This is a genomic window from Methylobacterium sp. P5_C11 (assembly GCF_054049775.1).
Window position 1 is genome coordinate 1 of the sequence record NZ_JBFULS010000048.1, and the last position, 24,477, is coordinate 24,477.

At 65.7% G+C, this 24,477-nt stretch carries 20 protein-coding genes and 8 pseudogenes; 9 read left to right on the forward strand and 19 right to left on the reverse strand.

All coding sequences use genetic code 11. The features are described from left to right. The 5 genes and pseudogenes from ACXJKQ_RS21005 to ACXJKQ_RS21025 form a co-directional block, all read right to left on the reverse strand. Positions 1 to 210, reverse strand: a pseudogene (locus ACXJKQ_RS21005) (DDE-type integrase/transposase/recombinase); the annotation flags it as partial. Then, positions 186 to 698 carry a hypothetical protein gene (locus ACXJKQ_RS21010; RefSeq protein ID WP_457107648.1) on the reverse strand — a complete coding sequence of 171 codons (513 nt, stop codon included), beginning with the start codon at positions 696 to 698 and terminating at the stop codon, positions 186 to 188. The pseudogene ACXJKQ_RS21005 and the gene ACXJKQ_RS21010, both read right to left, overlap by 25 nt. Positions 699 to 841: 143 nt before the next feature. Continuing rightward, positions 842 to 1,846, reverse strand: a pseudogene (locus tag ACXJKQ_RS21015) (IS3 family transposase). A 59-nt stretch (positions 1,847 to 1,905) separates the two neighbouring features. Then, positions 1,906 to 2,337, reverse strand: a pseudogene (locus ACXJKQ_RS21020) (DUF3489 domain-containing protein); the annotation flags it as partial. Between the two features lie 470 nt (positions 2,338 to 2,807). Continuing rightward, complete coding sequence (locus tag ACXJKQ_RS21025; protein ID WP_457107649.1) at positions 2,808 to 4,334, reverse strand: adenylate/guanylate cyclase domain-containing protein; 1,527 nt, start codon at positions 4,332 to 4,334, stop codon at positions 2,808 to 2,810. Between the two features lie 690 nt (positions 4,335 to 5,024). Between ACXJKQ_RS21025 and ACXJKQ_RS21030 the strand changes: the two genes are divergently transcribed. Continuing rightward, positions 5,025 to 5,714, forward strand: a complete 690-nt coding sequence (locus ACXJKQ_RS21030; RefSeq protein ID WP_457107650.1) for a glutathione S-transferase C-terminal domain-containing protein — start codon at positions 5,025 to 5,027, stop codon at positions 5,712 to 5,714. A 637-nt stretch (positions 5,715 to 6,351) separates the two neighbouring features. On the opposite strand, the gene ACXJKQ_RS21035 is transcribed toward ACXJKQ_RS21030, so the two are convergent. From ACXJKQ_RS21035 to dsbD, 9 genes are all read right to left on the reverse strand, one after another. After that, the gene (locus ACXJKQ_RS21035; protein ID WP_457107651.1) at positions 6,352 to 6,738 is read right to left on the reverse strand and encodes a rhodanese-like domain-containing protein; all 387 of its coding nucleotides are present in this window, start codon (positions 6,736 to 6,738) and stop codon (positions 6,352 to 6,354) included. An 11-nt stretch (positions 6,739 to 6,749) separates the two neighbouring features. Further along, positions 6,750 to 7,661, reverse strand: coding sequence for an MBL fold metallo-hydrolase (locus ACXJKQ_RS21040; protein WP_457107652.1), 912 nt, complete (start codon positions 7,659 to 7,661; stop codon positions 6,750 to 6,752). 20 nt (positions 7,662 to 7,681) lie between these two features. Continuing rightward, the gene (locus ACXJKQ_RS21045; RefSeq protein WP_457107653.1) at positions 7,682 to 8,491 is read right to left on the reverse strand and encodes a sulfite exporter TauE/SafE family protein; all 810 of its coding nucleotides are present in this window, start codon (positions 8,489 to 8,491) and stop codon (positions 7,682 to 7,684) included. Then, entirely contained in the window at positions 8,488 to 8,937 is a 450-nt protein-coding gene (locus ACXJKQ_RS21050) for a DUF6691 family protein (protein ID WP_457107654.1), read from the reverse strand. Before ACXJKQ_RS21050 ends, ACXJKQ_RS21045 begins: the two co-directional genes overlap by 4 nt. Before the next feature lie 3 nt (positions 8,938 to 8,940). After that, a complete protein-coding gene (locus tag ACXJKQ_RS21055; RefSeq protein WP_457107655.1) occupies positions 8,941 to 9,366 on the reverse strand; it encodes a YeeE/YedE family protein in 426 nt (141 codons plus the stop codon). A 207-nt stretch (positions 9,367 to 9,573) separates the two neighbouring features. Further along, positions 9,574 to 10,041 (reverse strand): DsrE family protein, encoded by a 468-nt coding sequence (locus ACXJKQ_RS21060; protein WP_457107656.1) that lies wholly within the window; start codon positions 10,039 to 10,041, stop codon positions 9,574 to 9,576. Continuing rightward, a complete protein-coding gene (locus ACXJKQ_RS21065) occupies positions 10,025 to 10,873 on the reverse strand; it encodes a L,D-transpeptidase (protein ID WP_457107685.1) in 849 nt (282 codons plus the stop codon). Before ACXJKQ_RS21065 ends, ACXJKQ_RS21060 begins: the two co-directional genes overlap by 17 nt. Next, on the reverse strand, positions 10,873 to 11,508 hold the full coding sequence (locus ACXJKQ_RS21070; protein ID WP_457107657.1) for a DsbA family protein: 636 nt from the start codon (positions 11,506 to 11,508) through the stop codon (positions 10,873 to 10,875). The genes ACXJKQ_RS21065 and ACXJKQ_RS21070 overlap by 1 nt, the downstream gene beginning before the upstream one ends. A gap of 39 nt (positions 11,509 to 11,547) precedes the next feature. Further along, entirely contained in the window at positions 11,548 to 13,329 is a 1,782-nt protein-coding gene (gene dsbD / locus ACXJKQ_RS21075; protein WP_457107658.1) for a protein-disulfide reductase DsbD, read from the reverse strand. A gap of 104 nt (positions 13,330 to 13,433) precedes the next feature. Here dsbD and ACXJKQ_RS21080 point away from each other — a divergent pair, with 104 nt between their 5' ends. Beyond that, positions 13,434 to 14,096 carry a response regulator gene (locus ACXJKQ_RS21080; protein ID WP_457107659.1) on the forward strand — a complete coding sequence of 221 codons (663 nt, stop codon included), beginning with the start codon at positions 13,434 to 13,436 and terminating at the stop codon, positions 14,094 to 14,096. Then, a complete protein-coding gene (locus ACXJKQ_RS21085; protein WP_457107660.1) occupies positions 14,093 to 15,409 on the forward strand; it encodes an ATP-binding protein in 1,317 nt (438 codons plus the stop codon). Before ACXJKQ_RS21080 ends, ACXJKQ_RS21085 begins: the two co-directional genes overlap by 4 nt. Positions 15,410 to 15,414: 5 nt before the next feature. Here the strand turns inward: ACXJKQ_RS21085 and ACXJKQ_RS21090 are convergent, their stop codons facing one another. Both ACXJKQ_RS21090 and ACXJKQ_RS21095 read right to left on the reverse strand, forming a co-directional pair. After that, positions 15,415 to 15,738: an ArsR/SmtB family transcription factor gene (locus ACXJKQ_RS21090; RefSeq protein ID WP_457107661.1), complete on the reverse strand. Its 324-nt coding sequence runs from the start codon at positions 15,736 to 15,738 to the stop codon at positions 15,415 to 15,417. A gap of 542 nt (positions 15,739 to 16,280) precedes the next feature. Beyond that, positions 16,281 to 16,403, reverse strand: a pseudogene (locus tag ACXJKQ_RS21095) (IS3 family transposase); the annotation flags it as partial. A gap of 500 nt (positions 16,404 to 16,903) precedes the next feature. On the opposite strand from ACXJKQ_RS21095, the gene ACXJKQ_RS21100 reads away from it, so the two are divergent. Continuing rightward, positions 16,904 to 18,232 (forward strand): polyhydroxyalkanoate depolymerase, encoded by a 1,329-nt coding sequence (locus ACXJKQ_RS21100; protein WP_457107662.1) that lies wholly within the window; start codon positions 16,904 to 16,906, stop codon positions 18,230 to 18,232. 45 nt (positions 18,233 to 18,277) lie between these two features. Here ACXJKQ_RS21100 and ACXJKQ_RS21105 read toward each other — a convergent pair whose 3' ends face one another. Together ACXJKQ_RS21105 and ACXJKQ_RS21110 are read right to left on the reverse strand one after the other, a co-directional pair. Then, a complete protein-coding gene (locus tag ACXJKQ_RS21105; RefSeq protein ID WP_457107663.1) occupies positions 18,278 to 19,060 on the reverse strand; it encodes a histidine kinase in 783 nt (260 codons plus the stop codon). 770 nt (positions 19,061 to 19,830) lie between these two features. Next, complete coding sequence (locus tag ACXJKQ_RS21110) at positions 19,831 to 20,238, reverse strand: thioesterase family protein (RefSeq protein ID WP_457107664.1); 408 nt, start codon at positions 20,236 to 20,238, stop codon at positions 19,831 to 19,833. Between the two features lie 801 nt (positions 20,239 to 21,039). On the opposite strand from ACXJKQ_RS21110, the pseudogene ACXJKQ_RS21115 reads away from it, so the two are divergent. Both ACXJKQ_RS21115 and ACXJKQ_RS21120 read left to right on the forward strand, forming a co-directional pair. Beyond that, positions 21,040 to 21,282, forward strand: a pseudogene (locus tag ACXJKQ_RS21115) (DUF1254 domain-containing protein); the annotation flags it as partial. A 7-nt stretch (positions 21,283 to 21,289) separates the two neighbouring features. Beyond that, a complete protein-coding gene (locus ACXJKQ_RS21120; protein WP_457107665.1) occupies positions 21,290 to 21,754 on the forward strand; it encodes an amidohydrolase family protein in 465 nt (154 codons plus the stop codon). 721 nt (positions 21,755 to 22,475) lie between these two features. On the opposite strand, the pseudogene ACXJKQ_RS21125 reads toward ACXJKQ_RS21120, so the two are convergent. Further along, positions 22,476 to 22,589: pseudogene (locus ACXJKQ_RS21125) on the reverse strand (IS5-like element ISMra2 family transposase); the annotation flags it as partial. Positions 22,590 to 22,773: 184 nt separating this feature from the next. Here ACXJKQ_RS21125 and ACXJKQ_RS21130 point away from each other — a divergent pair. From ACXJKQ_RS21130 to ACXJKQ_RS21140, 3 genes and pseudogenes are all read left to right on the forward strand, one after another. Beyond that, a pseudogene (locus ACXJKQ_RS21130) lies at positions 22,774 to 22,897 on the forward strand (IS3 family transposase); the annotation flags it as partial. A 200-nt stretch (positions 22,898 to 23,097) separates the two neighbouring features. Continuing rightward, positions 23,098 to 24,165, forward strand: coding sequence for an IS110 family RNA-guided transposase (locus ACXJKQ_RS21135; RefSeq protein WP_457107666.1), 1,068 nt, complete (start codon positions 23,098 to 23,100; stop codon positions 24,163 to 24,165). Between the two features lie 16 nt (positions 24,166 to 24,181). Next, positions 24,182 to 24,414 (forward strand): annotated as a pseudogene (locus tag ACXJKQ_RS21140) (IS3 family transposase); the annotation flags it as partial. Positions 24,415 to 24,477: the final 63 nt, after the last annotated feature.

The following is a 24,477-nucleotide window of genomic DNA, read 5'->3' on the forward strand; positions in this document are numbered from 1 at the left end:
GTACAGGGCGGTCGGGCCGCGGCGGTTCTTGGGCAGCTCGGCGAACTGGATGCCGTTGTCGGTCAGGATGATATGCGGGCGGTAAGGACAGGCCTCGATGAGTGCCTCCAGGAAGGCGCAGGCCACGGGCCGATCAGCGCGTTCGTGCAGCTGGGCGAAGGCGTATTTGGACGTCCTGTCGATGGCTACCCAAAGGTACAGCTTGCCTTCGCCTCGGGGGGGTGATCGCCCGCGATCAATCGGGCCGTAATGCCGGGCGCCAGGTAGCTGAGCCGCAGCAGTCGCGTGGTATAGGAGCGCGTCAGACCCTCGGCCCGCGCCACCTCGTCAATCAACATCGGCGTGTCGCCCGTCAGCCGCTGGCGGATGCGATGCGCCCGGCCGAGCAGCCGACCCAGGCTCGCGTCTGGATCAGGCCCCGCCGCCTCGCCCGGCAGCATCACGCGCATCTTCATACCGACACGCTTCATTCCCACCGGTACCGGCAGCCGCAGCGGCAACTCGGCTGCGGTCGAGCCCTCTGTCTCCTCCCGCTTGCTTACGCCGAGCCGCTGCTGCAGGGCAGCGCCGTTGATCGCGATCTCGATCCGCCCGGCGTGCACGTCAATGCGGGTAAGGACGGTCTGCAGGAGCTGACGCTGCTGCAGCTGCGATAGCTTCGGCCACTCCGCCGCCATCCGCGCGGCTGCTACCACCATCGCGTGCTGCTCAGGAGCGGATCGCTCGCGCGAGATTTTGTAACGCGTTCGCGTCCACGAGCAGCGCACGCAGGCGTTCCTTTACCACCGCCTCGAGCTTGGCCGCCGGAATGCGCTGACCAGCGAGCTGGACTTGCTTCAGTTCAGTGGAGAGCGGTTTGGTGGGCGATGCCCCTCTCGAACTGGGTGGGGCTTGTGAAGCCGAGTGCCGAGTGACGGCGTCGGGGATTGTAGAAGCCATCGATGTAACGGGCCAGCGCGGCGATGGCCTCGGCTCGCGTCTGGAACGCGGTGCGCCAGACCAAAGGGCACGTCGCAACGCAGCCAGTGCAAGTTCCTTGTGAAGGCGATCGCCCACCGCCCAGCCCACGACCCGTCGGGAGTACAGATCGAGGACCACCGCCAGGTACAGCCAGCCCGGTACAGCCAGCCCTCCCGCGTCCAGACGTAGGAGATGTCCGCGCCCCACTTCCGATCCGGCCCCGCCGCCGTGAAGTCCTGGTCGAGGTGGTTGGGCGCCACTGGAAAGGCAGGGCCGCTGTCCGTGGTGCGCCGGAAGCGGCGCGGCTGGCGGGCCTTGAGCCCGTTCTCCCGCATCAGCCGGGCCACGCGTCGCCGGCCTGCCGCCAAGCCCTGCTCGCGCAGCTCGTGTGTCATGCGCGGGCTGCCATACGTCTCGTGCGAGAGCGTGAGGGCGGAGCGGACGTGGGCAAGCAGCACGAGATCCTCGCGCTGGCGCGTCGAGGCCGGGCGGTTCTTCCAGGCGAAATAGCCGCTCGGACTGACGTCGAGGACCTTGCACAGGCGCGCGACCGGGAAGTCCTTCTTCGCCGCGTCGATGAGGCGGAACCTCATCGACTTCCCTCCTTGGCGAAAAAAGCTGTGGCCCGCTTCAGGATCTCCTGTTCCTGACGCAGCACCTCGTTCTCGCGCCGCAGGCGCTTGAGCTCGGCGGCCATGTCCTCCTGCCGATCGGCCGGCGGGTGATCCATCTCCCGCTCACGCCGGCCGTCGATCCAGGTGCGCAGCGTCGAGAGCCCGACGCCGAGATCGGCGGCTACCTCGCGGCGGGACCGCCCGCTCGTCTGCGCTCATCGCACCGCCTCAGCGCGAAACTCAGGGGTAAAGGTCTGCTTCCGGTCCGCCATCGGAAACCCCCTCCTTCAGGAAAAGAGCTCTCCACTTTCTCGAGGCAAGTCCAGCCTCGCTTGCGCAGCCCGATTAGCGCGGCGCGGGTGGTGTGTGGCAGCCATCCCAGGGCACCAACGAGCTCGTCGCTGCCCGCGCCGTCCGGGCGAGCGAGCATGGCGACGAGGCGATCGAGCTTCGAGCCGGCACGCGGGGAGCGGACCGTGGGCAGCTCGGGCTTCGCGACCGTCTGCACCTCGTGAGTGGCGGGGGCCACGTGGGCGAAGCCGGCCTCCGACAAAACGGGAGCGGCGGACCGGCGTCCCGAACCATCCTCTGCAACGCTGTCGATGACAAAACCGCGGCGGCGCAGGGCCCGAAGGGCAGAGCGATAGGTCGGCGGCTTGATGTCCTCAGGCCGGGCGAGCCGGTGTCCTGGATGGCTGACGGCGGCGGTGAGGATGAGGTGCTGGATCGGGCTGAGCGTGTCGGACTTGAATTTGCGGTACACGGCATGATCCGGTTTTGGCGGCAGCGTAGCGCTGTCACTGAGCAGACCCCGCGAGTGGCTATGGGCCAGCGGGGTCGGACCGGGCTGCGGATCATCAGCCTGTCACGCCCAGAGCAATGCGTGCTTTGTCGGCACAGTCCAGGGCAGGTCCAGCACCTCACTGATTGAGCTCGGCCCGGCTCGCAGCAATCCACTGCTTACATGCTGACGGAAGCTGTTGACCCTTTGCAGAAGCATGGAACGTCTGCTTCCGAGCACTTTGACGGGTCAAAGTGGGCGGCTGCTAGCCGAAAGCAGTGCAGCCGCTTCCGCAAGGCTCGCATGCCGACGCAGACTCTATCTTCGGGTCGGCGCAACGTAGAAGCGCAGGTCTGCGACGTTGGTGTCGCCCACGCGCACCTCGCGCCTTGAGGCGCTCACTAAAGATTCGAACGGTGACGGTTCTAGCTGCCCAAGCAGCTAAGCTGCTCTCATTTCTTGTCCATTCTCCAGGAGCCATCCCAAGCGCTAGACTGCGATTTGGTCTCAAGATCCTTGATGCGAGACAAGAGTACACGGGACGGCCCATCTCCTGGGACGGCCTCCTGCGCATTTTCGAAAGCCTCCCGCGCCTCCTCCCAACGTTGCTGCCTGTAAGCTTCCAAGCCCGAGGCGTACGCCGTCTGTGTTGCCTCTTGGGCAGCCGACAGCTCTCCAGACTTCCCGAGCAATTCGTGGATCGTGGTCTGGGACTCGTGACCGTACACGATTACGCGATCAACCTCTCTGTATTCAAAGATCCCACGCGCCATATTTGCAGTGCGATCCGCAACGAGGATGCGGGTCGCGTAAGCCTTATTCAGGCTCTCAAGTCGAGAAGCAAGAACAACCGCATCGCCCATCACGGTATAGCTCATCATCAACTCGGATCCGATACTACCCGCGAGGACCTCGCCGGTCGCAATCCCGATCCGTATGTCGAGCTCGCCGGGCATGTGCCGCAAGCCGAGCAACTCTGGAAATTGTTGCCGCAGAGTGGGCAACTGCTGCACCATCGCGCAGGCAGCAGCGCAGGCCAATGACGCCTGCTCGGCATCGTCTACGAATGGAGAGCCCCAATAGGCCATTATCGCGTCGCCTATGTACTTGTCGACGATGCCACCACTCTCACGTATCGAAGCCGACATCGTCGACAAGAAGAGGTTGAGGACCTTCACTAACCCCTGCGGCGTCATCCCCTCACATAACGACGTGAAGCCCTTCATGTCACAGAACATCACCGTCATAACGCGCCTCTGGCCGTCGGGGGCGGCTGCCTCCGACCAGTCGATAAGTCTTTCTGCCACCTTCGGATCAATGTACCGGCCGAAAGTCTCCCTGGCGTGTCTCGTCCTTCGAAGCTGATCGAGCATGGTATTGAAGGCGGCTGACAGCTCGCCGATTTCGTCCGAAGTGGACACATTAATGCGACCGTCGAGGTGGCCTAGCTCCACCTCACGCGTGCCTTTCAAGAGTTCTCTAACCGGGCGAGTAATGCCGCTAGCGACCATCATCGCCACGCCAATCCCAAGAAATGCAGCGAGAAGGCTGACAACCACAGAGGTCACGAGAACGCGACGCTGATCTCGAATCACATTGGAAGAACTCGCATCCACCTGCGCGAGCATGTCCGACCTAATTTCATCAATTCTACGAATGAATTGATCACGCATCAGATCGATGCGGACCATTGATTGACGAGCTTCTGCGAAATCGTTCGCATCGAGTCGTTGAACTAATTTGGTATCCTCAGCTGAAATTTCTTGAAGAAGCTCAGACGTCGCGTTCTCAATGCGGGCGTCCAATCGCCCGAGGGCAGCGTTGTCCGACGGCGTACGCTTGTCATCAATAATGGCGTTGATAAGATTTCGCGCTTCGCCAGCCTCAAGCGTAACCTGCGTACCCTTTTCGGTAGCGATCCGCAGCTGGACTTTGTAGCCGTCATCATCAGGCGGAACTTGCATCCTGGCGACAGCCATTCGCCTCAGTGCCAACGCACGCTCAAGCGATCGCACATTCGCGCGCGCTAGGTGACTATATGCGGGTATGTACCGGCCTGTCAGTTCCTCAAGTAGGATGCTGACGGTCGCCGACATAAGCATTGAGACGATAGAGGTCGCTAGCATAAAAACGATCAGAGCGATCGCGACAGCCAAGATTTTGCTACGGATGGATCGCCAACCCGCGAACCAACTCAACGGGTCACGGAATAAACGGGGGCGCCCTGGCGGCGGTTGAACAAGCTTGCTTCGGCCGCTCAGATTAGGATCAGAGGTCATTCGGCTTATGCCCTGTTCCGGCCGAATTCGGCGGCACATTGAATATTTTATAGGGTGCCGATCGTAATTTGCCTATCCGCCATCTCTGAGCCAAGCTGATCCGCTGGATGCAGAGGTTCTGTTATCAATCGCAATCCGACGTTTTCGCCTACGGGCTATCGAGAGGCTATATTGGCTTCATTTCGGTGGGCCGCCCGCCGTCAACATGCCGCTCGTAAGGACTGATGGCCGGCCAAGGTCTAGCAAAGGGCTCTCGAGGATGTGAGCACCGATAGCCGATAGATTGTTGGATGGCAGACTAACAGGACGGGGCTGAAGGAACGCTCTGGAGAGCCCGGTACAAGCTCGGAAGCGTTTCGCGAAGCTAGCCGGTCACGAAGGAGGAGGCGCATGATCACTCTTTACTCGTATCCAGGTCTGTTCGGTGTCGCCGACAACAACGCTTACGGCCTCAAGGTATTCGCCTTTCTTAAGCTGGCGGGATTATCTTTTACACACAGGCATATTTTGGATGCGTCGTCGGCGCCACGTCGTCAGCTTCCGTACATCGAAGACGGCGGGGAGATAATCGGGGATAGTGACAGCATCATCTCGCATCTCACGCGTCGCTACGGCTTGACTGTCGACGATGGTCTGACGACGATTCAGCGGGATATAGGACAACTCACCAACCGTTTGCTCGACGATCTGTATTGGGTGATGTCCTACTCTCGCTGGAAAGACGAAAGGTTCTGGCCTGCGTTCCGGGACGCACTGCTCCGAGAGCATTCTGAATTCACCAAAGATCAGCTTCTGAATGCTCGGGAGTTTAATTTCAAACGGTACTACTACCAAGGAATTGGACGCTACAGCGAAGCTGAAGCGTACGTGCGCGGAACCGCCGACCTACAAGTTCTGGCGAACCTTGTGCCAAAGGGAGCTTTCGTGTTTGGAAGAAGCCCGACCAGCATTGATGCAGCCATCTATGGCTTCCTTGCGAACATTCACTTCTATGACATCGAAACGCCGCTGAAGGCATTCGTTTCGGCTCGCACAAATCTGGTGAGCTATTGCGAGGCGCTCCACTGCCTAGTCGGCTGAAAAAAATTGAGAACAGTCAGTATTTTTGAAGGAAATTGTAGACCGAAGCGATCGGCCTGAAGCTCATTTTGACAGAAGAGCTTGGTGTTGGGAACCTCTTTCACTGCACCGACGATGCGGTCTTACGCAGTTTTAAGGCGTCCAGGTGAGCGAAGCTGAATGTCGGCTTTCGGGCGGCAATCCAACGGTGGATCACCACCCGGAACCGAAGCTGCCGGAGGGCTAACGAACGGCCGCTTTCGGGAAGCGCCAAAGGCCTCTCAGGCGGCTGGACTGGGTCGACACCGGACGGTCGACCATCCGGATCTGAGTGTCCGCTACCGGGCGTTGAGCTGATGTCCGCTTATGGCGCAATCCGGACGGCAGAAAGTGGCCGAAAGCGGCTCGTCCGCTTCCGGCGCTCAGACCGCAGAAGCGGACCTTCGTTGCGGCTCAGTCAATCTTCATGTGACTCAAAGCGGACCGTGAGCGGAGACAATTGTGAGGCTCACTTCTTGGCTTGAGGTAGACACTCGTCTAGTTCACTTCGGCCTGTACCTGATGCCTCAAGCTACACGCCGACGCTTGCCCCAGGTAGGGACATAATCGCCCAGGATAACCGTTGTAGGGGCCAAGCACCGCGTGCAGTTAGCTCCAGTCACATCCGCTCCACTGGGCCGCCCGCTTTCTCTAACGCAGAGAAGCCCCCGGCGACGTGGGCGACGGACGTGAGCCCCATGTCCCTGAGCGTCTTGGCGGCCAGGGCCGAGCGGTTGCCGGAACCGCAGTAGAGAACCAGGCGCTTGCCCCCGCCGAGCTCGGCCCGGTGGGTCGGGCTCGCGGGATCGGCCTGGAACTCCAGGACGCCGCGGGGCACGTGGACGGCGCCGGCGATCCTGCCGGTCTTGGCCAGCTCCTCGCCCTCGCGCACGTCGACGAACACCGTGCCCGGCTGTCCGAGGCGGGCGAGCGCCTCCTCGGCCGACAGGGTCTCCACCTCCCGGTTGGCCTGCGCCACCAGGTCCTTTGCGCTGGTCGTGGTCATGCTCGTCTCCGTCATTCGCCCCACGCCGCGCCGTCGAGGGCGTCGAGCGGGATCTTCAGGTAGCGGCGGCCGTTCGCCTCGGGCTCGGGCAGGCGCCCGCCGCGGATGTTCACCTGCAGGGCATGCAGGATGAGCTTCGGCATCGGCAGCTCGCGGTCGCGCGCCTCGCGCATCGCCACGAACGCCTCCTCGGTCGGGGTCTCGACGAGGTGCGCGTTCTCGCTCCGCTGCCGGGCGACGGTGCTCTCCCAGGCCGCCGCTCGGCCGCCCGGGCGGTAGTCGTGCCCCGTGAACAGCCGCGTGTCGTCCGGCAGGGCGATGATGCGCTGGATGCTGCGCCATAGGGCATGCGCGTTGCCGCCCGGGAAGTCGGCCCGTGCCGAGCCGCTGTCGGGCATGAACAGCGTGTCGTGGATGAAGGCGGCATCGCCGACCCGGTAGGCGATGGAGGCCAGGGTGTGGCCCGGCGTGAACATCACCTCGACGTCGAGGTCGCCGATCCGGAAGCGCTCGCCGTCGGCGAGGAGCCGGGACCACTGCGAACCGTCCGTCCGGAACGTGTCGGGCAGGTCGTACAGCCCCTTCCAGAGCCGCTGCACGTCGACGACCTTCTCGCCGATGGCGGTCGGGACGCCCGTCCGGTCGTGGAGGTAGCCGGCCGCCGAGAAGTGGTCGGCGTGCGGGTGGGTGTCGAGGATCCACTCCAGCGTGTAGCCTTCCCCCTCGATATGCGCGAGCAGGGCGTCGGCGGAGCGGGTCGCGGTCGCGCCGGACTTCGGGTCGAAGTCGAGGACCGGGTCGATGATGGCGCAGCGCTTCGTCTCGGGGTCCGCGACGACGTACTGGATGCTGCCGGTCGGCTCGTCGTGGAAGCCGGTCACGATGGGATGCCCGCGCAGGGCTCCGACGGTCTGGTTCGACATGGATCTCCTCCTTCTCGGGTTCAGGCGCTCATACCGAGGAGCGGCAGGGCCCCGCGGGCGACGACGTACAGGCCGACCAAGATGACGAGGCCAGCGAAGGTGACGGTCAGGGCGCGCTTGCGCCCGGCGAGGCGCTGGCCGAGCTTTGAGCCAACGAGGCCCCCGAGCACGCCTCCCAGGATGAACAGGCCGGCCAGCGGCCAGTCGATCAGGCCGGAGGCGGCGTAGCTCGCGGCGGTCGCCGCCCCGAAGGCGCTGACCGCGACCAGCGAGGTGCCGATGGCCACGGGCAGCGGCATCGACGTCGCCAGCATCAGGCCCGGCACGATCAGGAATCCCCCGCCGATGCCGAAGAAGCCGGAGAACAGGCCGACCGCGAGGCCGATGCCGAGGAGCCAGGGCAGGAGCATCGGGGCACTCGCCCAGGTCAGGCGCACGTCCGGGTCGCCGTCCCCGCGCCGCCTGCGCAGCATCAGGCCGCCGACCACGAGCATCACGACTCCGAACAGGGCGAGCAGGCTCCGCCCGTCGACCGCCTTGGCGGCCGCAGAGCCGACGAGCGCGCCGAGGATTCCGGCGAGCGAGAACGCCGCCGCGCAGCGCCACTTCACGGTCCCGGCCCGCCAATGCGGGACGAGGTTGCCGGCTGCGCTGACCGAGACCGCCAGGGCGCTCGTCCCAATGGCGACATGGGGCGAGGACACGCCGACCACGTAGGTCAGGAGCGGGACCGCCAGGATCGAGCCGCCCCCGCCGACGAGGCCGAGGATCACGCCCACGACCCCGCCCGAGCCGGCGGCGAGGCCGGATGTAAGGGGACCGGGCATCATGCGTCGGCTCCCAGCACGGTCGTCGGCTTCAGGCGCGCCGCCGGCACGAGGCGGAACAGCAGCATGCCGGCGACCATCGCCGCCACGAAGGTCACGGCCTCCGTCGGGGCCACCGTCAGGATGGTGAGGGCGGGGCCGGGGCAGAGGCCGGCCAGTCCCCAGCCGAGGCCGAAGATCGCGGCCCCGGCGATCAGGCGTGCGTCAAGGTCGCGCCGGGCCGGGACGTCGAGCCTGGGCGCGAGCACAGGCCGTCCGCGCCGCCGCGCCAGTTGGTAGCCGGCGGCTGAGACCGCGACGGCGCCAGCCATGACGAAGGCGAGGCTGGGGTCCCAGCGCCCTGTCACGTCGAGGAAGGCGAGGACCTTGGCCGGGTCGGCCATGCCCGAGACGAGGAGGCCAAGGCCGAACAGGAGGCCGACGGCGAAGGCGGAGGCGGTCTTGGCCATGGCTCAGGCTCCGACGAGATGACGCACGACGAGGACGGTGAGGACGGCGACGGCCAGGAAGGTGCCGGTCGCGGCCAGCGAGCGGGGCGAGCCACGGCCGATGCCGCAGACCCCGTGGCCGCTGGTGCAGCCGGCGCCGAGGCGCGCGCCAAACCCGACCAGCAGGCCCGCGAGGATCAAGAGCGGGAACGACACGCCGACCTTCACCGGCGGTAGGCTGCCCCCCAGGCCGGCGTAGGCGAATGGCGCCAGGACGAGGCCTGCGACGAAGGCGGCGCGCCAGCCGGTCTCGCGCGATGGTCGGGCGAGCAGTCCGCCGAGGATGCCGCTGATGCCGGCGATGCGCCCGTTGAGCAGCAGCAGCAGCGAGGCGGATGCGCCGATCATCGCTCCGCCGAGAATCGCGCTGACGGGGGTGAAGCCTTCCATCTCGATCTGTCCCGAATTGCGGTCCGGGTTGGTGCCCGGGCCGGCCGCGGGGAACGCTGCCCCCGCACAAACATTAGCTGACACTCAATTAGCATTATCTAATGTTATGACAAGCGGGAATGCGGCCCGGCGGAGGAGCGGCCGAGGGTCACGTGCGGCGGCGCACCAGCGGGGTTTCGCGGTCGATCGCCGAAGCCGTGCCAGGCGTCAGGGGTGGATGTAGGCGAACCCCATGCCCTGCAGGCGCGCCAGCTCGGCGACGACGCTCGGCACGAGGTCGTCCTCGCCGACGCCGTAAAGGGTACTGCGGTCGATCTTCCGCTCGCGCAGGGTGTTGGCGCAGACCAGGAACCGCACGCCCATCCCCTTGAGGGCGTCGATGCGGCCAGCGAGTTCCTTGTCGCTCGCGGCCGATTGGAAGAGGCCGACCCCGTCGCCCAGGCTCACAACGCGGATCTCGACATGCGCCTTGCCCACGGCCTCGACGTGGTTGCGCAGGTTGGCCAGCAATCGCTTGAAGTAGGCCGCTCCGTCCGGGCCGCCTCCGCCGTTGTGGTAGACTACCTTCTGGTCGGCGTAGTAGCCGGCCGGCGCTTCCGAGCCGGCGTGAATCGTCCCGATGCCCATGGTCGCGAAGACGATCGCGAGCATCAGGCTCCTAAAGACCGTCGTCATCCGCCGCTCCTTCGTCCGTCAGGGGTTCGGGCGCCTCCGAGGCGCCGCGTGATAGGTCGTCGAGGCGCGCACGGTCGAGGCCGCCGCTCGTGGCCGGCCTGGTCCCAGCGTCGCCGCCGAGGCTGCCGGTCGTCTCCGGCGCTGCAGGCCGCGCGGCTTGACCGGTGCTCCGCGACCCGAGCAAGACGACCTTCGTGCCGGTGGGCACGCGGCGATGCAGGTCGATGACGTCCTGGTTCAGCATGCGGATGCACCCTGAGGATACCGCTTCGCCGATGCTCCAGGGCTCGGTGGTGCCATGGATGCGGTAGAGCGTGTCCTTGCCGTCCTTGAACAGGTAGAGCGCGCGGGCACCGAGGGGATTGCGTTCGCCCCCCGGCATCCCGCCGGCCCAGCGCCCGTTCCGCTCCGGGTCACGCCGGAGCATGTCGGGGGTCGGCGTCCAGCGCGGCCAGGACGCCTTGCGGGCGACCGTGGCCTCCCCGGTGAACTCGAAGCCAGCCTTGCCCACCCCGACCCCGTAGCGCATCGCCTTGCCGCCCTCCATCACGAGGTAGAGGAAGCGCCGGTAGGGGTCGACCACGAGGGTGCCGGGCGGCCGCTTGGTCGGATAATCGACGACTTGGCGGACGTTGCGGGCCTTCAGGTCCCGCGGCTCGACCGCATCGACCGGGAACGGCTCGTCCGTGATGGCCGTATAGCGGCGGACGGCATCCGCCGGGAGGCGCGGCCCCGCCTCAGCGACCGGACCGGGGGCGCCCATCGATGCCGAACAGGCCCCGAGCGCCGCGGCGAGCGCAAGGAACGCCGGGAGGCGCAGGACCGGCCGCATCACGAGCGGCCCTTGGCGCGCGCCTGGGCGACTGCCTGCCTGAAGCCGTCGTAGTCGAGGGCGGCCGCGACCTTCAGCGGGCCGATCAGGAAGACCGGCGTGCCCTGCAGGCCGAGGGCGTCCGCCTGGTCGAGGTTGCGCTGGAGCAAGGCGGAGATCTCGCCCTGATGGGACGTCCGGTCCGCGTCCAGCCGGGCCATGTCGATGCTGGAAGCCGACACCGCCTCAAGCATCCGCTCCTTCGGGATCTTGCGGCCGGGGATGCCCATGAGCGCGCGATGCGCGTCGTCGTAGCGGCCCTGGTACTTCGCCGCGAGGGCGAGCTGGGCGCCGTAGACTGAGGCGTCGCCGAGGATCGGCCAGTCCTTGTGGACGAGGCGGATGCGTCCGTCCGACTTCACCAGCCGAATGAGGTCGGGCTCGGCCTTCTTGCAGAAAGGGCAGTTGTAATCGAGGAAGGCGACGATGGTCAGGTCGCCCTTCGGGTTGCCCGAGACCGGCGCCTCGGGGTCGTTGAGGATGGCGTTCGGGTCGACGCCCTGGGCGAAGGCCTCCCCGGTATGGGACGCCAACGACACCAGGGCGGGCGCGAGCGCGACGGCGGGGATCAGGGCGAGCAGGGTCCTGCGGTTCATGACGGTCTCCGTAGGTATGGGTGGTTCGAGAGGGGGAGCTCAGGCTCCGACGAGGGCGAGGCGGCGCACTAGGTCTTCGACCGTCAGCTCGCCCTCGGTGCGGGCCTCCCGGACCTCGCCGCCGTCGGGACGCATCAGGATGAGGGTCGGCGGGCCGACCACCTCGAAGCGGTGCATCAGGGCCCGGGTGGCGTCGTCGTCGCGGGTGACGTCGGCCCGGATGACCGAGACGGCCTTGAGCCGCTTCCGGATGTCGGCGTTCGCCAGGACCGTCCGCTCGTTCGTCCTGCAGACGGTGCACCAGTCGGCGGCGAACTCGACGAGCACCGGCTTACCCTCGGCTCGGGCTGCAAGGAGGGCGGCCTCGAAATCCGGGACGGAGGAGACCGTACGGGCCCCGGCGATGTGGTCCGGTCGAGACGGGCCGAGGCCGGCGAGGGGCCGTAGCGGGTCGTCCGCGCCCGTGGCAGCCCCGAGGAGGAGGAGCCCCCCATAGGCGAAGGCCAGCAAGCCCGCCGCGCGACCGGCGCGTGACGGGCGGCCGTTCGTGGTCACCGCCGCGAGCGCCAGCCCGGTGCCGAGGGCGAGCGCCGCCCAAAGCAGAAGGGACAACCCGTCCGGCAGCAGGCGTGTCACGAGCGAGGCCGCGAGAGCGAGGAACACGAAGCCGAACGCTTGCTTCGCCCGCTCCAGCCACGGGCCGGACCGCGGCAGGATGCCGGCCCCGAACGTGCCGACCAGCACCAGCGGCGCCCCCATCCCGAGGCCGAGGGCGAAGAGAGCCAGAGCCCCGCGCAGGACGTTGCCCGTCTGGGCAACGTAGAGGAGCGCGGCCGCGAGCGGTGGCGTCACGCAGGGCCCGACGACGAGGGCGGAACTGAAACCCAGGAGCGCGGCGCCCGCGACAGACCCTCCCTGCGCCGCCGGGGCGCCGAACCGGTCCCGCCACCAGCGCGGCGCCTGCAGATCGAACAGGCCGAACATCGACAGGGCGAGCGCGACGAAGGCGGTGGCCATCAGGCCGAGGGCGAGCGGGGTTTGGAGGGCGACTTGCAGGTTGCGACCGAGCCATGCTGCCGCGACGCCGAGGCTGGCATAGGCCGCCGCCATGGCGAGGACGTAGCTCCCGGACAGCGCGAGGCCCCGCCCCGGCGTGAGCCCCTGGCCCGAGCGCACCAGCATGCCCGACAGGATCGGTACCATCGGCAGGACGCAGGGGGTGAACGCCAGGAGGAGGCCGAGCCCGAACATCCCCATCAGGACGCCGATCAAGTTGCCGACGAGGAAGATGGCAGGTCCGGAGGGAAAGACGCCCTGGCGGGGTTCCGCAGCGACCGTCCCGCTCGTGTGCTCGGCGGCGGGCGTGGCTTCGCCGGCTGGGGATGCGCCGGCGCTCGCCAGGGAGGCGAGGTCCAGCCGCTTCGTGACCGGCGGGTAGCAGATGCCCCGCTCGGCGCAGCCCTGGTAGGTGACCCGGACCTCCCGCAGGCTGGCCAGCGCCGCGCCGGGCACGATGGCCTCCACGGAGTCGTGGTAGACCTCGGTCGGCCCGAAGTTTGGGTCGTCCTTCGTCTCCGCGGGCGGCGTGCTGACGAGAAGCTCCGCGCCGGCTCCGGCCTCGGCGCGGATCCTGTCGCGGTAGAGATAGGTGCCGCGGGCGATGGTCCAGCGAAGGTGCAGGGCGAGGTTCGCGTCGCGGGTCGCGACGAGGGGGAAGGGTGTCTGCCGCGCGGCGCCGTCCTGGGACCATCCCGGCGACCAGGGCGAGGCGCCCGCCCAGACGAAGGCGGCGAGGATGAGGGGGGCGAGCGGTTTCGGCATGGGCGGGGTCCGGGCTCGGAACGGTCCGCCGCGGGTCCGAAACGCAGCTTAAGCCAGGCTTAAGCCAGGCCCGGAGGATGAGGGACGGTCAGGGGGAGACACGCATGCGCATCCTCGTCGTCGAGGACGATCCCATCCTCTCGGACGGGCTCAGGGCGGGGCTCGAGCTAGGCGGGGCGACGGTCGACTGCGTCGCGACCTGCGCCGACGCAGAGGCGGCGCTCGCCACGAGTGCGTTCTCGGCCATCGTGCTCGACCTGATGCTGCCCGACGGCTCCGGCCTCGACGTGCTGCGCGGCCTGCGCCGCCGGAAGGACCGGACGCCCGTCGTCCTGCTCACCGCCCTCGACGCGGTGGCCGACCGGATCGCCGGGCTCGACGGCGGCGCCGACGACTACCTCGGCAAGCCCTTCGACCTCGACGAACTCTCGGCCCGCATCCGCGCCGTCGTCCGGCGGGCCTCGGGGCGGGCCGCCGCGCTCCTGGAGCACGGCGGCATCCGGCTCGATCCCGGAAGCCTCGCCGTCACGGTCGACGGCGTGCCGGTCGGCGTGTCCCGGCGCGAGTTCATGGTCCTGGCGGCGCTGATGGAACGCCCGGACGTGCTCCGCTCGAAGGCCGAGCTGGAGGAGCGCCTCTACGGTTGGCAGGAAGAGGTCGAGAGCAATGCCGTCGAGGTCCACGTGCACAACCTGCGCGCCAAGATCGGCAAGCACGCCATCGAGACGGTGCGCGGCGTCGGCTACCGGATGAGGGCGCCCGCATGAGGTCCCTGCGCGTTAGGCTCTTCGCCATCCTGGTCCTCGCGACCGGACTCATCTGGCTCAGCGCGGTCGCCTGGATCTATCTCAGCTCCAAGCACGAGGTGGAGCGGGTCCTCGACACCCGCCTGCAGGAAGCCGCGCGCATGGTCGGCTCCCTGGTGGGGGCGGTCGGCGGCACGGCCTCCGACGGGACACCGTCCACCTTCCCGGCGCCGACGGCTTACGAGCGACAGCTCTCCTGCCAGATCTGGTCCCTGGACGGGCGCATGGTCGCGCGGTCGAGTGGGGCTCCGGAACGACGCCTGACCGATGCGCCGGCCGGCTTCTCGGAGCGCGAGGTCGATGGCGAGACGTGGCGGGTGTTCACGGTGGAGGACGCCGAGAAGGGCGTGCGCGTGATGGTCGGCGACCGCCTGAGCCTGCGCGAGCGCCTCGTCACCGACCTCATCATGGGCCTCGTCACGCCCGCGCTCCTCGTCGTGCCACTTCTCGGGCTGCTGATCTGGGCGAGCCTCGGAAGGGGTCTGCGCCCTTTGCATCTGATGGCCCGCGACCTTGCAGGCCGCGCCGCCGACGACATGAGCGCCATCGACGTCGGCCGGGCCCCCGCCGAGGTCCGGCCGTTGGCTGACGCCCTAAACGGGCTGTTCCACAAGGTTGAGGCGGCGCGCCGGCACGAACGGGAGGTCACGGCCTTCGCCGCGCACGAGTTGCGCACGCCCCTCGCCGGGCTGAAGACCCAGGCACAGGTCGCCATGGCCACGACCGACCCGGACGTGGCGAAGGCGGCGCTCCGCCAGATCCTGGCGGCTGTCGACGGCACCACCCGCCTCGTTCGGCAACTGCTCGACGCGGCCCGGCTCGACGCCGCCGGGGAGACGCCGACCCTGGCGGAGGTTGATGTGGGCGCGCTGGTAGCGGAGACCGTCGACGGGATGCGGGTGCCGCCGGGGGTCCGCACCCTGATCGACCCGAGGCTGCGCGGCTATACCTTGCGGGCCGATCCTGAGAGCCTGCGTCTGGCAGTCCGCAACCTGCACGAGAACGCGGTGCAGCACATGGAGGCCGGCACGGTGGAATGGCTCGCACATCCCGGTGGGGAGGGCGTCCTCGTGCGCGACGAGGGTCCCGGGATTCCCGCCGAGGAACTTCCCCATGTCACGACGCGCTTCTTCCGGGGCCGACACAAGAGCGCGACGGGCAGCGGGCTCGGCCTTGCCATCGCCGAGATGGCGTCGCGCCGAAGCGGGCTGAGCCTGCGGCTGCGCAACCGGCTGGACCGGACGGGGCTTGAGGCAGAGATCCTCCGCGCCTGACGCGGTCAGCCGAGGTCCTGGCAGAAGATGTCCTTGAGCGTCGCCAGCACCCGGGCGGCGCGGGGGTCCTCCAACCTGTAATGGAGCGTCTGGCTCTTGCGGCGGTACGCGACCATCCCGTCCTCGCGGAGCTTGGCGAGGTGCTGCGACAGGGCCGACTGGCTGAGCCCGACCGCCTCGGCGAGGCTCCTCACGTCCATCTCGCCGCGCGCGATCAGCAGGCACAGGATGAGTAGGCGCTTCTCGTTGGCGAGCAGGCGCAGCAGTCGCGCGGCGTCGGCGGCCTTGTCCTGGAGGCGCAGCAGATCAGCGGGTAACGCGGCATCCATGCGAGCACGTCCGATAAATTAGAATTAACTTATTTATCACGATCTAACATATAGGGCCAGCGACGCTCTATTGCCCCTGGTAGCTCGAAAGGACAACAAACGCCCTTCAACGAGCGCCCTTCACGGCGAGCCAACCGCCTGAACCTCGCGAAGGAAACTCTCGCCACCCTAAGAGCCTGCTGTCCTCGAACCAGGTGACCGCTCGGGCAAGCCGGGCCGCCTCTCGCTGCGTGAAGTGGAATGGCGTCAGTCACCCTTCCATCTGCGTCGAGCCGAAGCGCACACAAGCGTGAGCGGTCATTCGTTCATCCAAATGGATCACTTCCTATGACCCTGCCCAGAAGCTGATCCAGGAGCGCGTCAGGGATACGGGGTGCCTTGCGTCGTCCCATCGGGAACCTCCTTCGGATCCACTATGGCCGCCCCCACACGAAATTCCTGACAGTCCCGACGCAGCTATCGGTGTTCTTCCACAGCCCCATCACAATCTGCGCTTCCCTCAACGAGTAGAAGACTTCCTGGCGCAGGCACTCGTCGCGCAGCTGCTCGGAGATCTCCGCCTCTTTGGACGCCAGCGCCAAGCTCTTGCCCTCGGCCGTCTGCACCTCGATCTAGCGCAGCTTCAGCACAACCTGCTCCGCGCTCGTCTTCTGACCTCGCCGCATGTCCCACTCCTTCGGTCCTGGCTGATCCTCTCAATGAGCCCGGCCCAAAGCCAGCCGGTCAGGCCATGGCGCGCTTGGTCGATGCCCTTCTCAGTCAGCTTGCACAACGCGTTCGGTACTCAAGGTTCGGGGCGATGTTCACGAGCGCATCCTCCGCTCACTTCTTGTAGAGCGGCGGAAATAATTCGGGAGCCGCACTAAACGAGAATATTGTGGAGGAACCCCGGTTCAACGCGAACTTGGAAGTCGCGGTTGATCGACTGCCACCGCCAGGCACTCCCGAAGGGCTTGCATGCGATCCTGTTGCTCGCCGGCATCACAGCCCCGCAATTGCCAGCACGCACCCGAGACCGCCATGGTCAAAACAATTTCGTGCTGGCAATTTTGTGCCGATCTGGCGAGCGGTTCGCCCAGACCGGGTGCATGCAACGCATCATAGTGCTGAAGCGTTGGGCATCTCGGAGACGGGCGGCCGTGAGGCAGCCGGAGGAACTGGTCGTATGCTGTACCTGATGCGTGATGCCTACGACCAGATGCTCTCTCCTATGCGGATGGCGGCAGAGATGGCCCGGACCGCGTGTGAGAACCCGTTCAGTCCCCTCGCTTACACGCCCAACGGCCGAGCCGTTGCGGCTTCCTGCGAGTTGTTCGAGCGGGCAACGCGCACCTATCACAAGCCGGACTTCAACCTCCCCACATGTGAACGAGTGGTGTGGGAGCGGCCGTTCTGCCGCGTGATCGCCTTCGGTGAGGCCTCGCAAGACGCGAGCAAGCCGAAACTTCTGCTGGTCGCCCCCCTCTCCGGGCACTACGCGACCCTGCTCCGCGGGACGGTGGCGGCCTTCCTCAACACGCATCAGGTGTTCATCACCGACTGGGCCGATGCCAAGAAGGTGCCGCTCTCCGCCGGACGCTTCGACCTCGACGATTACATCGATTACTGCACGGCCATTTTCGAGGCGCTCGGGCCCGACCTGCACGTCATGGCGGTGTGCCAGCCCTCAGTCCCGGTTCTGGCGGCTATAGCACGCATGGAAGACGAGGCTCACCCCATGGTGCCTCGCTCAGCCGTGCTGGTCGGCGGCCCCATCGATACCCGCCGCTCACCCACTGCGGTGAACAGGCTGCCGCAGGAGAAGCGGATCGGCTGGTTCAAGCAGCACTGCATTCACCCGGTCCCATGGACCCACCGAGGCCACGGCCGTGATGTCTACCCCGGCTTTCTCCAGTTGGCGGGCTTCATCAGCATGAACCTTGACCGCCACCACACGGCGCACTGGGACATGTTCAAGCATCTCGTGCAGGGCGACGGCGACTCGGCGGCCAAACATCGTGAGTTCTACGACGAGTACCTCGCCGTGATGGACCTCACAGCGGAATACTACCTTCAGACGGTCGAGACCGTGTTCATCGAGCACCTCCTGCCCAGGGGCGAAATGCGCCACCGGGGGAAGCCTGTCGATCTCACTGCGATCCGGCGCTGCGCGCTGATGGCGATCGAGGGCGAGAAGGACGACATCACCGGCATCGGCCAGACCCGAGCGGCCCTTGATCTTACCCTCAACCTCTCAGCCGAGAAGAAAGCCTACCTTCTCCAGATGGGGGCGGGTCACTACGGCATCTTCAACGGATCGCGGTTCCGAACCGAGATCGTGCCGGAGATCGTCGCGTTCACGGAGGCTCATGCCGAGCCAGCGATGGCTGCGCCACCGATCAGGCTCTCCCGTCTCGTTCCAGAAGTCGCTGAGCCTGACCTCTCCGTTCCGGTGGCGCTACTCACGCACGGTACGTGTCAGGCCAGCGAGGCCGCGCCCGCGTTGCGCCCGTAAACTCAGCCGACGCGTCCGACTGAGCTCGACAAGGCGTAAGTGCAGTCAATGGACCGTGTCGTAGCCTGACGGGACGAGTGTTGTCTCTCGCTCCGGGTCGGACGAGCCTCGCATCATGGCTCGTCTGGCGTACTGCTGGAGTTGCTGGAACCGCGTGTTCAGAGCTTCGCGCTGACGCTGCCGCTTCTGTCCAAGCTGGTTTAGAATCCGGTCTTTCTCGTCGTCAGAACCAGACCAGCCCTCTAGGCGCTCGCAGTCGACCTGGTAGATGAACTCGACGTCAGCCAAGGCAGCCAAGGTGGCCTGGAGTGAGCCTGTCAGGTCGTCGAGAGGGAGAGCTGCTACCCGCATCCCCAGCACCGGGTCGGCCCATTGCTCGGTTGGAAGATCGATCGGGTCGGACTCGTTCAGGTTCGTGATCTTGAGAAGGACGTTGGACGCGGCGACCAGATTGCCGGACGGATCTCGAAGCGGCGTCGGGTACGGCATGAACGGGATGCGTGTACCATCCGGCCGCTCCAACACGGCCTGCACCCCGCGAATGGGCTGCCCTGACTTAAGGGCTACGGCCATTGGGCACTCGTCGAGTGGCAGGAGCCTTCCGTCAGGCGTATAGATACGCCAGCACCCGCACCAGCGCGTCTTGCCGAGTTCGGGGCGGTAGCCCCAAAGGTCGRCCGCCGCATCGTTGTAGTAGGTCAGCCAGCCGTCGGCGTCGGTCGTGTAGACCGGTGACCTGAACTCCCGGAAGAGATCGGCACGCGGCGGCTCGTAGTTCCAGCCGCGGTCTGGGGCGCTGAATTCGAATTCTTCGTCGTCTGGAAACATACCGCGATCCCTCGACAAACGGGCGAGGAAATGCCCGTCTCAGCATTTCGGTCGCCCCCCTCTGTCGCGGGTGCCAGCAGGCCGATCCCACCGTTACGTCGGCGGTCGCGGCTCGTCAGTGACGCAGGATGCGTCGCACTCCAGATCGTCCAACGATACGAGATTGTGCCTCAGAGCTTCCGGGGGCGGTCGCTCCTCGACGCCATAACCGGCTCACGCCAGCCTGGGCTCTCCCGCATCGCCTCTTACGGACACCGCTTCTTTGCACAGGCAGGAATATTGTTCAAGAGCGGCCCGAATATGTAATTGCTGAGGCAAGATCAAATTCCTCTACGCTCCGTTGTCGAGCGCAATTTAATCGCAGGCTATGAAAGAAGAAAATTCGTCTCGAGTAGCGGGATTAACTTCAGACTGAGGTTGAAAGCCTTTCGATTGAGAGAGTGTTCGATGCAACGGCGCGCTGGCCGTTCCCGCCGAAGCGACCTGCCGACACGCTGTCGAGTGCTTCGGTGTAAGCCCACGCCAGCCGCTGCAGGAGCGGCGTGTGGGCTACCTCACGCCCATGCCGCAAGCCGAGACCAGCACTCTCGCCGCATCGAGCCTCAGGCCGACTTCATCCCCGGGCAAAACGCTCGCTCCACGAACGGTAGTTCCTTGGAACTCTATTCCGGGCGTGAGTGGCTGAAGTGGGCGCCAAGCCGAACGTCCGATCCGGCGCGCAGTGGCGATCAGGGGGTGACGCAATCTGGCCGAAAAGGCGCACATCCGCTTCAGAGACGATCCGCCTCAGAGCCGGACAGGCGCGCACACGCTTCATGATGTGGCGGGCCGCTTGTCGACGAGACTTTTTTCGAGTCGCTCCAGGTCGACCACCCTGCGCTCGTGCGTCCCAGATCCGATCTGCCCTGCCTCATCCCAGCCGCAGCTCGGAATTGGATCTGATGTCCCATCACGCCCGCCATCTCGGCCTCCGCTCTCACCCGGTGCTTGCCTGGGGTCGCCGCCATATGGCTCACGTCGACCTTCGTTCCGACGGCGCTCTCGCCGGGCTCAAGGAACTGCCGGGTGGCGTTCAGAGCTGCGTTTTCCATCATCAAGATCATGATCGGTGTGGCAAAGACGAGCGGCAGGATGGTGTCCTTGAACTGAATCGCCAGATGCGGGGTACGAACAAGCATGGCGAAGCTACCCTTGCGCCCAAGGAAATGTCTCGCATAGGCTCTCTCCTGATCAGCACCACTTTACCGGCTTGAACCGCAAAGCGCCTTGAGGGCTGTGCAGAGCTGCTGGCCGGCTTTGGCCGAAAGCAGCTGGTCCGTTTTATGACGACTAACACGCTAAAGCGGACACCTCACTTCCGAATCATGGCGGCCCTACGATGCTGGGCACCTTTCGCGTCCTACGCATCTTGGGCCAGTACCTGCCGCAAGGCGGCGATGAGGTCTCAAGGCTCCTCCAGACCCACGTTCAGCCGCGCAACTCGACCTTCGTAGCCACGTCGCACCCGCGATCGCGGCGGATAGGCCATCACAAGGCTGGGCGGCCCGCCCCAACTGACGTCCCAAGCGGTCAAGCAGCCTCTCCGGAGGCCGCTATCGTAATTTCTCCCTTCAGGCCCGGTATCGCTGCAACAGTCACCTCGAAAACGTTCGGAGGCTCATCATGAGATACGTCCTGCCGATGCTTGGTCTCCTCGCGGGCCTCGTCACATTCGTGCCGATTGAGGCGAATGCCGTTGTCTGTGCCCGAGGCGTGTACCGAGCCGGCTGCGTCGGGCCACGGGGCTCGGTCGCCGTGCGGCGCGGCGTTTATGGCCCGCGTCGGGTCGTCTACCGGCGTGGCCTTCGCCGCTGGTAGCGCGGTCTAAGCAGCGGTGATCTTCCAGGCCGCTTTGCGGCAGCGCGCCATGATGAAGGCATGACAACCATCGGATTGCCACGAAGCGGTCCGGCTGAGCAGGCCAGTCCCAGGAGGCAGGCATGGATGTCACCAGACGGATCTCCGCAGTGGGAGCCGCCACGATCCCTTTCATCGGCATCAGCCGGCCCTCGGCGTGGGCGCAAAGTACAGCTCAGGATGCGCCGATCATCAGCAACAACGCGGTGGCCGATCCGCTGGAGCTGGCGACGGACGCCTACATCTACGGTTACCCGCTCATCACCATGGAGATGACCCGGCGCGTGCTCACCAACGTCGCCGCGCCCGAGGGCAAGGGCGCTCCTCGAGCGCATGAAGCGGCTCGGCGTGATCGTCAGCGCCAACCCCTATTACGTGCGGGCGCTGGCCGACGCCTATTCGAAGGACGGCCTCGGTCCCGAGCGGGCCAACAATATGGTGYGCCTCGGAGACATCGAGCGCGCGGGCGTTTCCTTTTCGCTTCACTCCGACATGCCCATGGCGCCCGGTCAGCCGCTGTTCCTGATGCATTGCGCGGTGAACCGCACGACCGTGTCCGGGCGCATCGCGGCGCCGGATCAGCGCGCGAGCCGGCTCGGCGCCCTGAAGGGCGTGACCCTCAGCGCCGCCCACTCCTTGCGCATAGAAAACGACATGGGCAGCATCGTCCCAGGTAAGCTCGCCAATTTCAGCATCCTCGAAAATGACCCGCTGACTGTCGATCCGGCGAATATCAATAACATCCCTGTATCGGGAACTGTCTTCGAAGGTAAGGTCTTAGCTGTCGCGCGGTCCTGAGTGATGAGCAATCCCGACTACGAGCGTGTTTCGCTCATGTTGTCAGCATAACTACAGATTTTGTATTTGATATTGTGTATTGTTGTAGCATTTAACATGTCAAACAGAACTGGATCTCGGCGCAAAGCGAGCTGGCGAGTTTCTCGTGCCGTTCACGATCGGCGTTCAAAAGCCTCTATTGGTCCACGAGCCAGCCGGTTACGTTCGCAATGCCTCTAAGCGGGATTCGCCATGCTGCAGAATCAGCGTCCGCTTCCCACGAATGAGCCGACCCTCAACCCATCGAAAGTGAAGGTCTGTAGTTGGCGCGATTCAGACCCACGACCTCGACCATTGCTACGCCCACTTCGGAGCATTCGCCTGAATAGGCTGAATGACCGAGATGTGCGCTTTGCGGAACGTCCGTTTTTGGAGGACGCGTTGCGGTTTGACGAGGGCGCACAACGGCGGAAAACCGACGCGGAGCGGCAGGACCACTGGATATATCTCACTAGCCCAATGACTTAGGTGTTCGCGTTTTTGTTCGGACTGGCGCGCCATTCCCATTTCACTGCCAAGGTCATCCGATCAGACCTTGTACAGCAAGGTCGATCTTGCGGGTCTAAATGTGATCCGCCCTCGATTCCGCGGACACCTCTGATACGTCCTGGCTGCGCGGCGAGGTGTTGGAAGGAGAAGACGCGGCGTGAGTTCGCACGCGACGCCGTCGCCCTGCCGCAGTTCCGTTGAGTACTTGGCGGTGATCCTCCGCAGGCCGGCCCGTGCGTGGCTTCTGCGAAGGCAGCATCGGGGCGATCGGCTCTCACTGCGCGTCAGTCAATTCAAAGCGTCGCATCCCGACCACATGGAGTCGACCCCGCAACCTATGAACCCTTTGCAGAGACGCCCTAGCGTTCGTCCCGCATCAGCTCGCATCCTCGTCCGATCTGACCGCTGAGATCGCCCGGCTGCGGTGTGAGCTTGAGCGCAAGGATCGCGACGTACCAAAAAAGGCCATCAGCATCTTCGTTAAGCGGCTGCGAGCGGTCACAGGGCTCATTTGCCACGCGGATCGCGGCAGCCCGTACGCGGCAGAGGCCTACCGGAGGCAGCTTGCCAGCCTGGGGGCGACGCCCTCCATGAACCGACGGCCGCTGCTACGACTGTGAGAAGGTGCGTGCAGCCTGGAAGGCCGACCCGTGCTTCCGATTGACCACGTGTCATGGCGTTGATCTGTCGGCCCTCCAGGCTGCACCCAGGGCGTCACGAGACGTGACCTGATAGGAGCTTGAGGGAGTGCCGTCCCGTCACAGTCCTGTCCGCTCGCAGATCGCCTTCGGGTTCCATCGACCAGGAGGGCCTGTATGCACGCTATCGCGCCGGACGCCGTCGTCATCGGCGTCGACACGCACAAGGATGTCCACGTCGCCGTCGCGATCAACGGACTGGGCGCACGGCTTGCCACTGCATCCTTCCCGGTGACCAGCGCGGGTTATCGCGAGGTGGCCGCCTGGGCGGCGGAGCACGGTGTCGGGCATGCCTTCGGCATCGAGGGAACCGGCTCGTACGGTGCCGGCCTCACGCGGGCTCTGACCGCCCTGGGCTTGCGCGTCATCGACGTTGGTCGGGTCAACCGGCAGCTCCGTCGCCGCTATGGCAAGACTGTCACCGTCGATGCCGAGTCGGCCGCACGGGCCGTTTTGGCCGGTGAGGCTACCGACGAGCCCAAGCTCGGCGACGGGGCCGTCGAGATGATCCGTCACCTCAAGATCGCCCGCGACACCGCGCTCAAGGCGCGAACCCAGGCGAGGGTCACGCTCAAAACGCTGCTGGTCAATGCACCACAGGCGCTCCGCGAACGGTTCATCGGCATCACCGGCAAGATGACACTCATCCGCGCGATCGCCGCCTTGCGGCCGGGAGCGCCGGTGTCCATCACGGCGTCCGCCAAGCTGGCGCTCCGCGCGCTGGCCAATCGATGGCTGGTACTGGATGCCGCGATCAAGGAGCACGACGCCGTCCTCGAGCAGTGGGTGCGGACCCAGGCGCCAGCGTTGATGGATGCGCCTGGCGTGTCGACCGGTACCATTGCCGAGATGCGCGTCGTTCTGGGCGACAATCCCCAGCGGATCCGGTCGGAAGCCGCATTCGCGAAACTCTGCGGCGTGTGCCCGGTGCCGGCATCGAGCGGAAAGATCAGCCGCCATCGTCTGAACCGCGGTGGTAATCGCCGGGCAAACGCCGCCTTGTACCGCGTCGCTGTAGTCCGGATGCGGTATCATCGGCCAACTCGGGAATACATCCAGCGCCGAACTAACGAAGGCCAGTCGCCTCGCGAGATCCGCCGATGCGTGAAGCGCTACATCGCCCGAGAAATCGACCGGCATCGTTGTTCTGGGGGAGCTTCAGTGCGCGACGCAAAAACGGCTTGACCGGTATAGGAGCATCAATGCCCCAAGGGAGAGCTTCTTCCATAACCTCAAGGTCGCGTTCGTCCATCAGCGAAGATGGCGACCCGGGATGAGGCTCTCCGCGACCCGTTCACTGACATCGAGCGCTGCCACAATCGGCAGCGCATCCACTCGACGCTCGGCTATCTCAAGCCCAGGCAGGCCAAACAAAACACGAACCTGGCTCCCCGACTCTGCGAAATCAGGGGCGGATCCGTTGCCGCGCCCTGAATTCGAGGGACCTTCGGCAAACTCGGGACGGCCAGGGAACATCCCCGGCCTCTTCGCGATCTG

Bases quoted from the DNA above. Each gene is read 5' to 3' on its own strand.
- ACXJKQ_RS21085 (WP_457107660.1), top strand. From the start codon at position 14,093: ATGAGGTCCCTGCGCGTTAGGCTCTTCGCCATCCTGGTCCTCGCGACC.
- ACXJKQ_RS21110 (WP_457107664.1), bottom strand. From the start codon at position 20,238: ATGCTTGTTCGTACCCCGCATCTGGCGATTCAGTTCAAGGACACCATC.
- ACXJKQ_RS21080 (WP_457107659.1), top strand. From the start codon at position 13,434: ATGCGCATCCTCGTCGTCGAGGACGATCCCATCCTCTCGGACGGGCTC.
- ACXJKQ_RS21025 (WP_457107649.1), bottom strand. From the start codon at position 4,334: ATGGCTGTCGCCAGGATGCAAGTTCCGCCTGATGATGACGGCTACAAA.
- ACXJKQ_RS21070 (WP_457107657.1), bottom strand. From the start codon at position 11,508: ATGAACCGCAGGACCCTGCTCGCCCTGATCCCCGCCGTCGCGCTCGCG.
- ACXJKQ_RS21065 (WP_457107685.1), bottom strand. From the start codon at position 10,873: ATGCGGCCGGTCCTGCGCCTCCCGGCGTTCCTTGCGCTCGCCGCGGCG.
- ACXJKQ_RS21100 (WP_457107662.1), top strand. From the start codon at position 16,904: ATGCTGTACCTGATGCGTGATGCCTACGACCAGATGCTCTCTCCTATG.
- ACXJKQ_RS21090 (WP_457107661.1), bottom strand. From the start codon at position 15,738: ATGGATGCCGCGTTACCCGCTGATCTGCTGCGCCTCCAGGACAAGGCC.
- ACXJKQ_RS21030 (WP_457107650.1), top strand. From the start codon at position 5,025: ATGATCACTCTTTACTCGTATCCAGGTCTGTTCGGTGTCGCCGACAAC.
- ACXJKQ_RS21040 (WP_457107652.1), bottom strand. From the start codon at position 7,661: ATGTCGAACCAGACCGTCGGAGCCCTGCGCGGGCATCCCATCGTGACC.
- dsbD (WP_457107658.1), bottom strand. From the start codon at position 13,329: ATGCCGAAACCGCTCGCCCCCCTCATCCTCGCCGCCTTCGTCTGGGCG.
- ACXJKQ_RS21010 (WP_457107648.1), bottom strand. From the start codon at position 698: ATGGTGGTAGCAGCCGCGCGGATGGCGGCGGAGTGGCCGAAGCTATCG.
- ACXJKQ_RS21055 (WP_457107655.1), bottom strand. From the start codon at position 9,366: ATGGAAGGCTTCACCCCCGTCAGCGCGATTCTCGGCGGAGCGATGATC.
- ACXJKQ_RS21135 (WP_457107666.1), top strand. From the start codon at position 23,098: ATGCACGCTATCGCGCCGGACGCCGTCGTCATCGGCGTCGACACGCAC.
- ACXJKQ_RS21045 (WP_457107653.1), bottom strand. From the start codon at position 8,491: ATGATGCCCGGTCCCCTTACATCCGGCCTCGCCGCCGGCTCGGGCGGG.
- ACXJKQ_RS21060 (WP_457107656.1), bottom strand. From the start codon at position 10,041: ATGACGACGGTCTTTAGGAGCCTGATGCTCGCGATCGTCTTCGCGACC.
- ACXJKQ_RS21035 (WP_457107651.1), bottom strand. From the start codon at position 6,738: ATGACCACGACCAGCGCAAAGGACCTGGTGGCGCAGGCCAACCGGGAG.
- ACXJKQ_RS21050 (WP_457107654.1), bottom strand. From the start codon at position 8,937: ATGGCCAAGACCGCCTCCGCCTTCGCCGTCGGCCTCCTGTTCGGCCTT.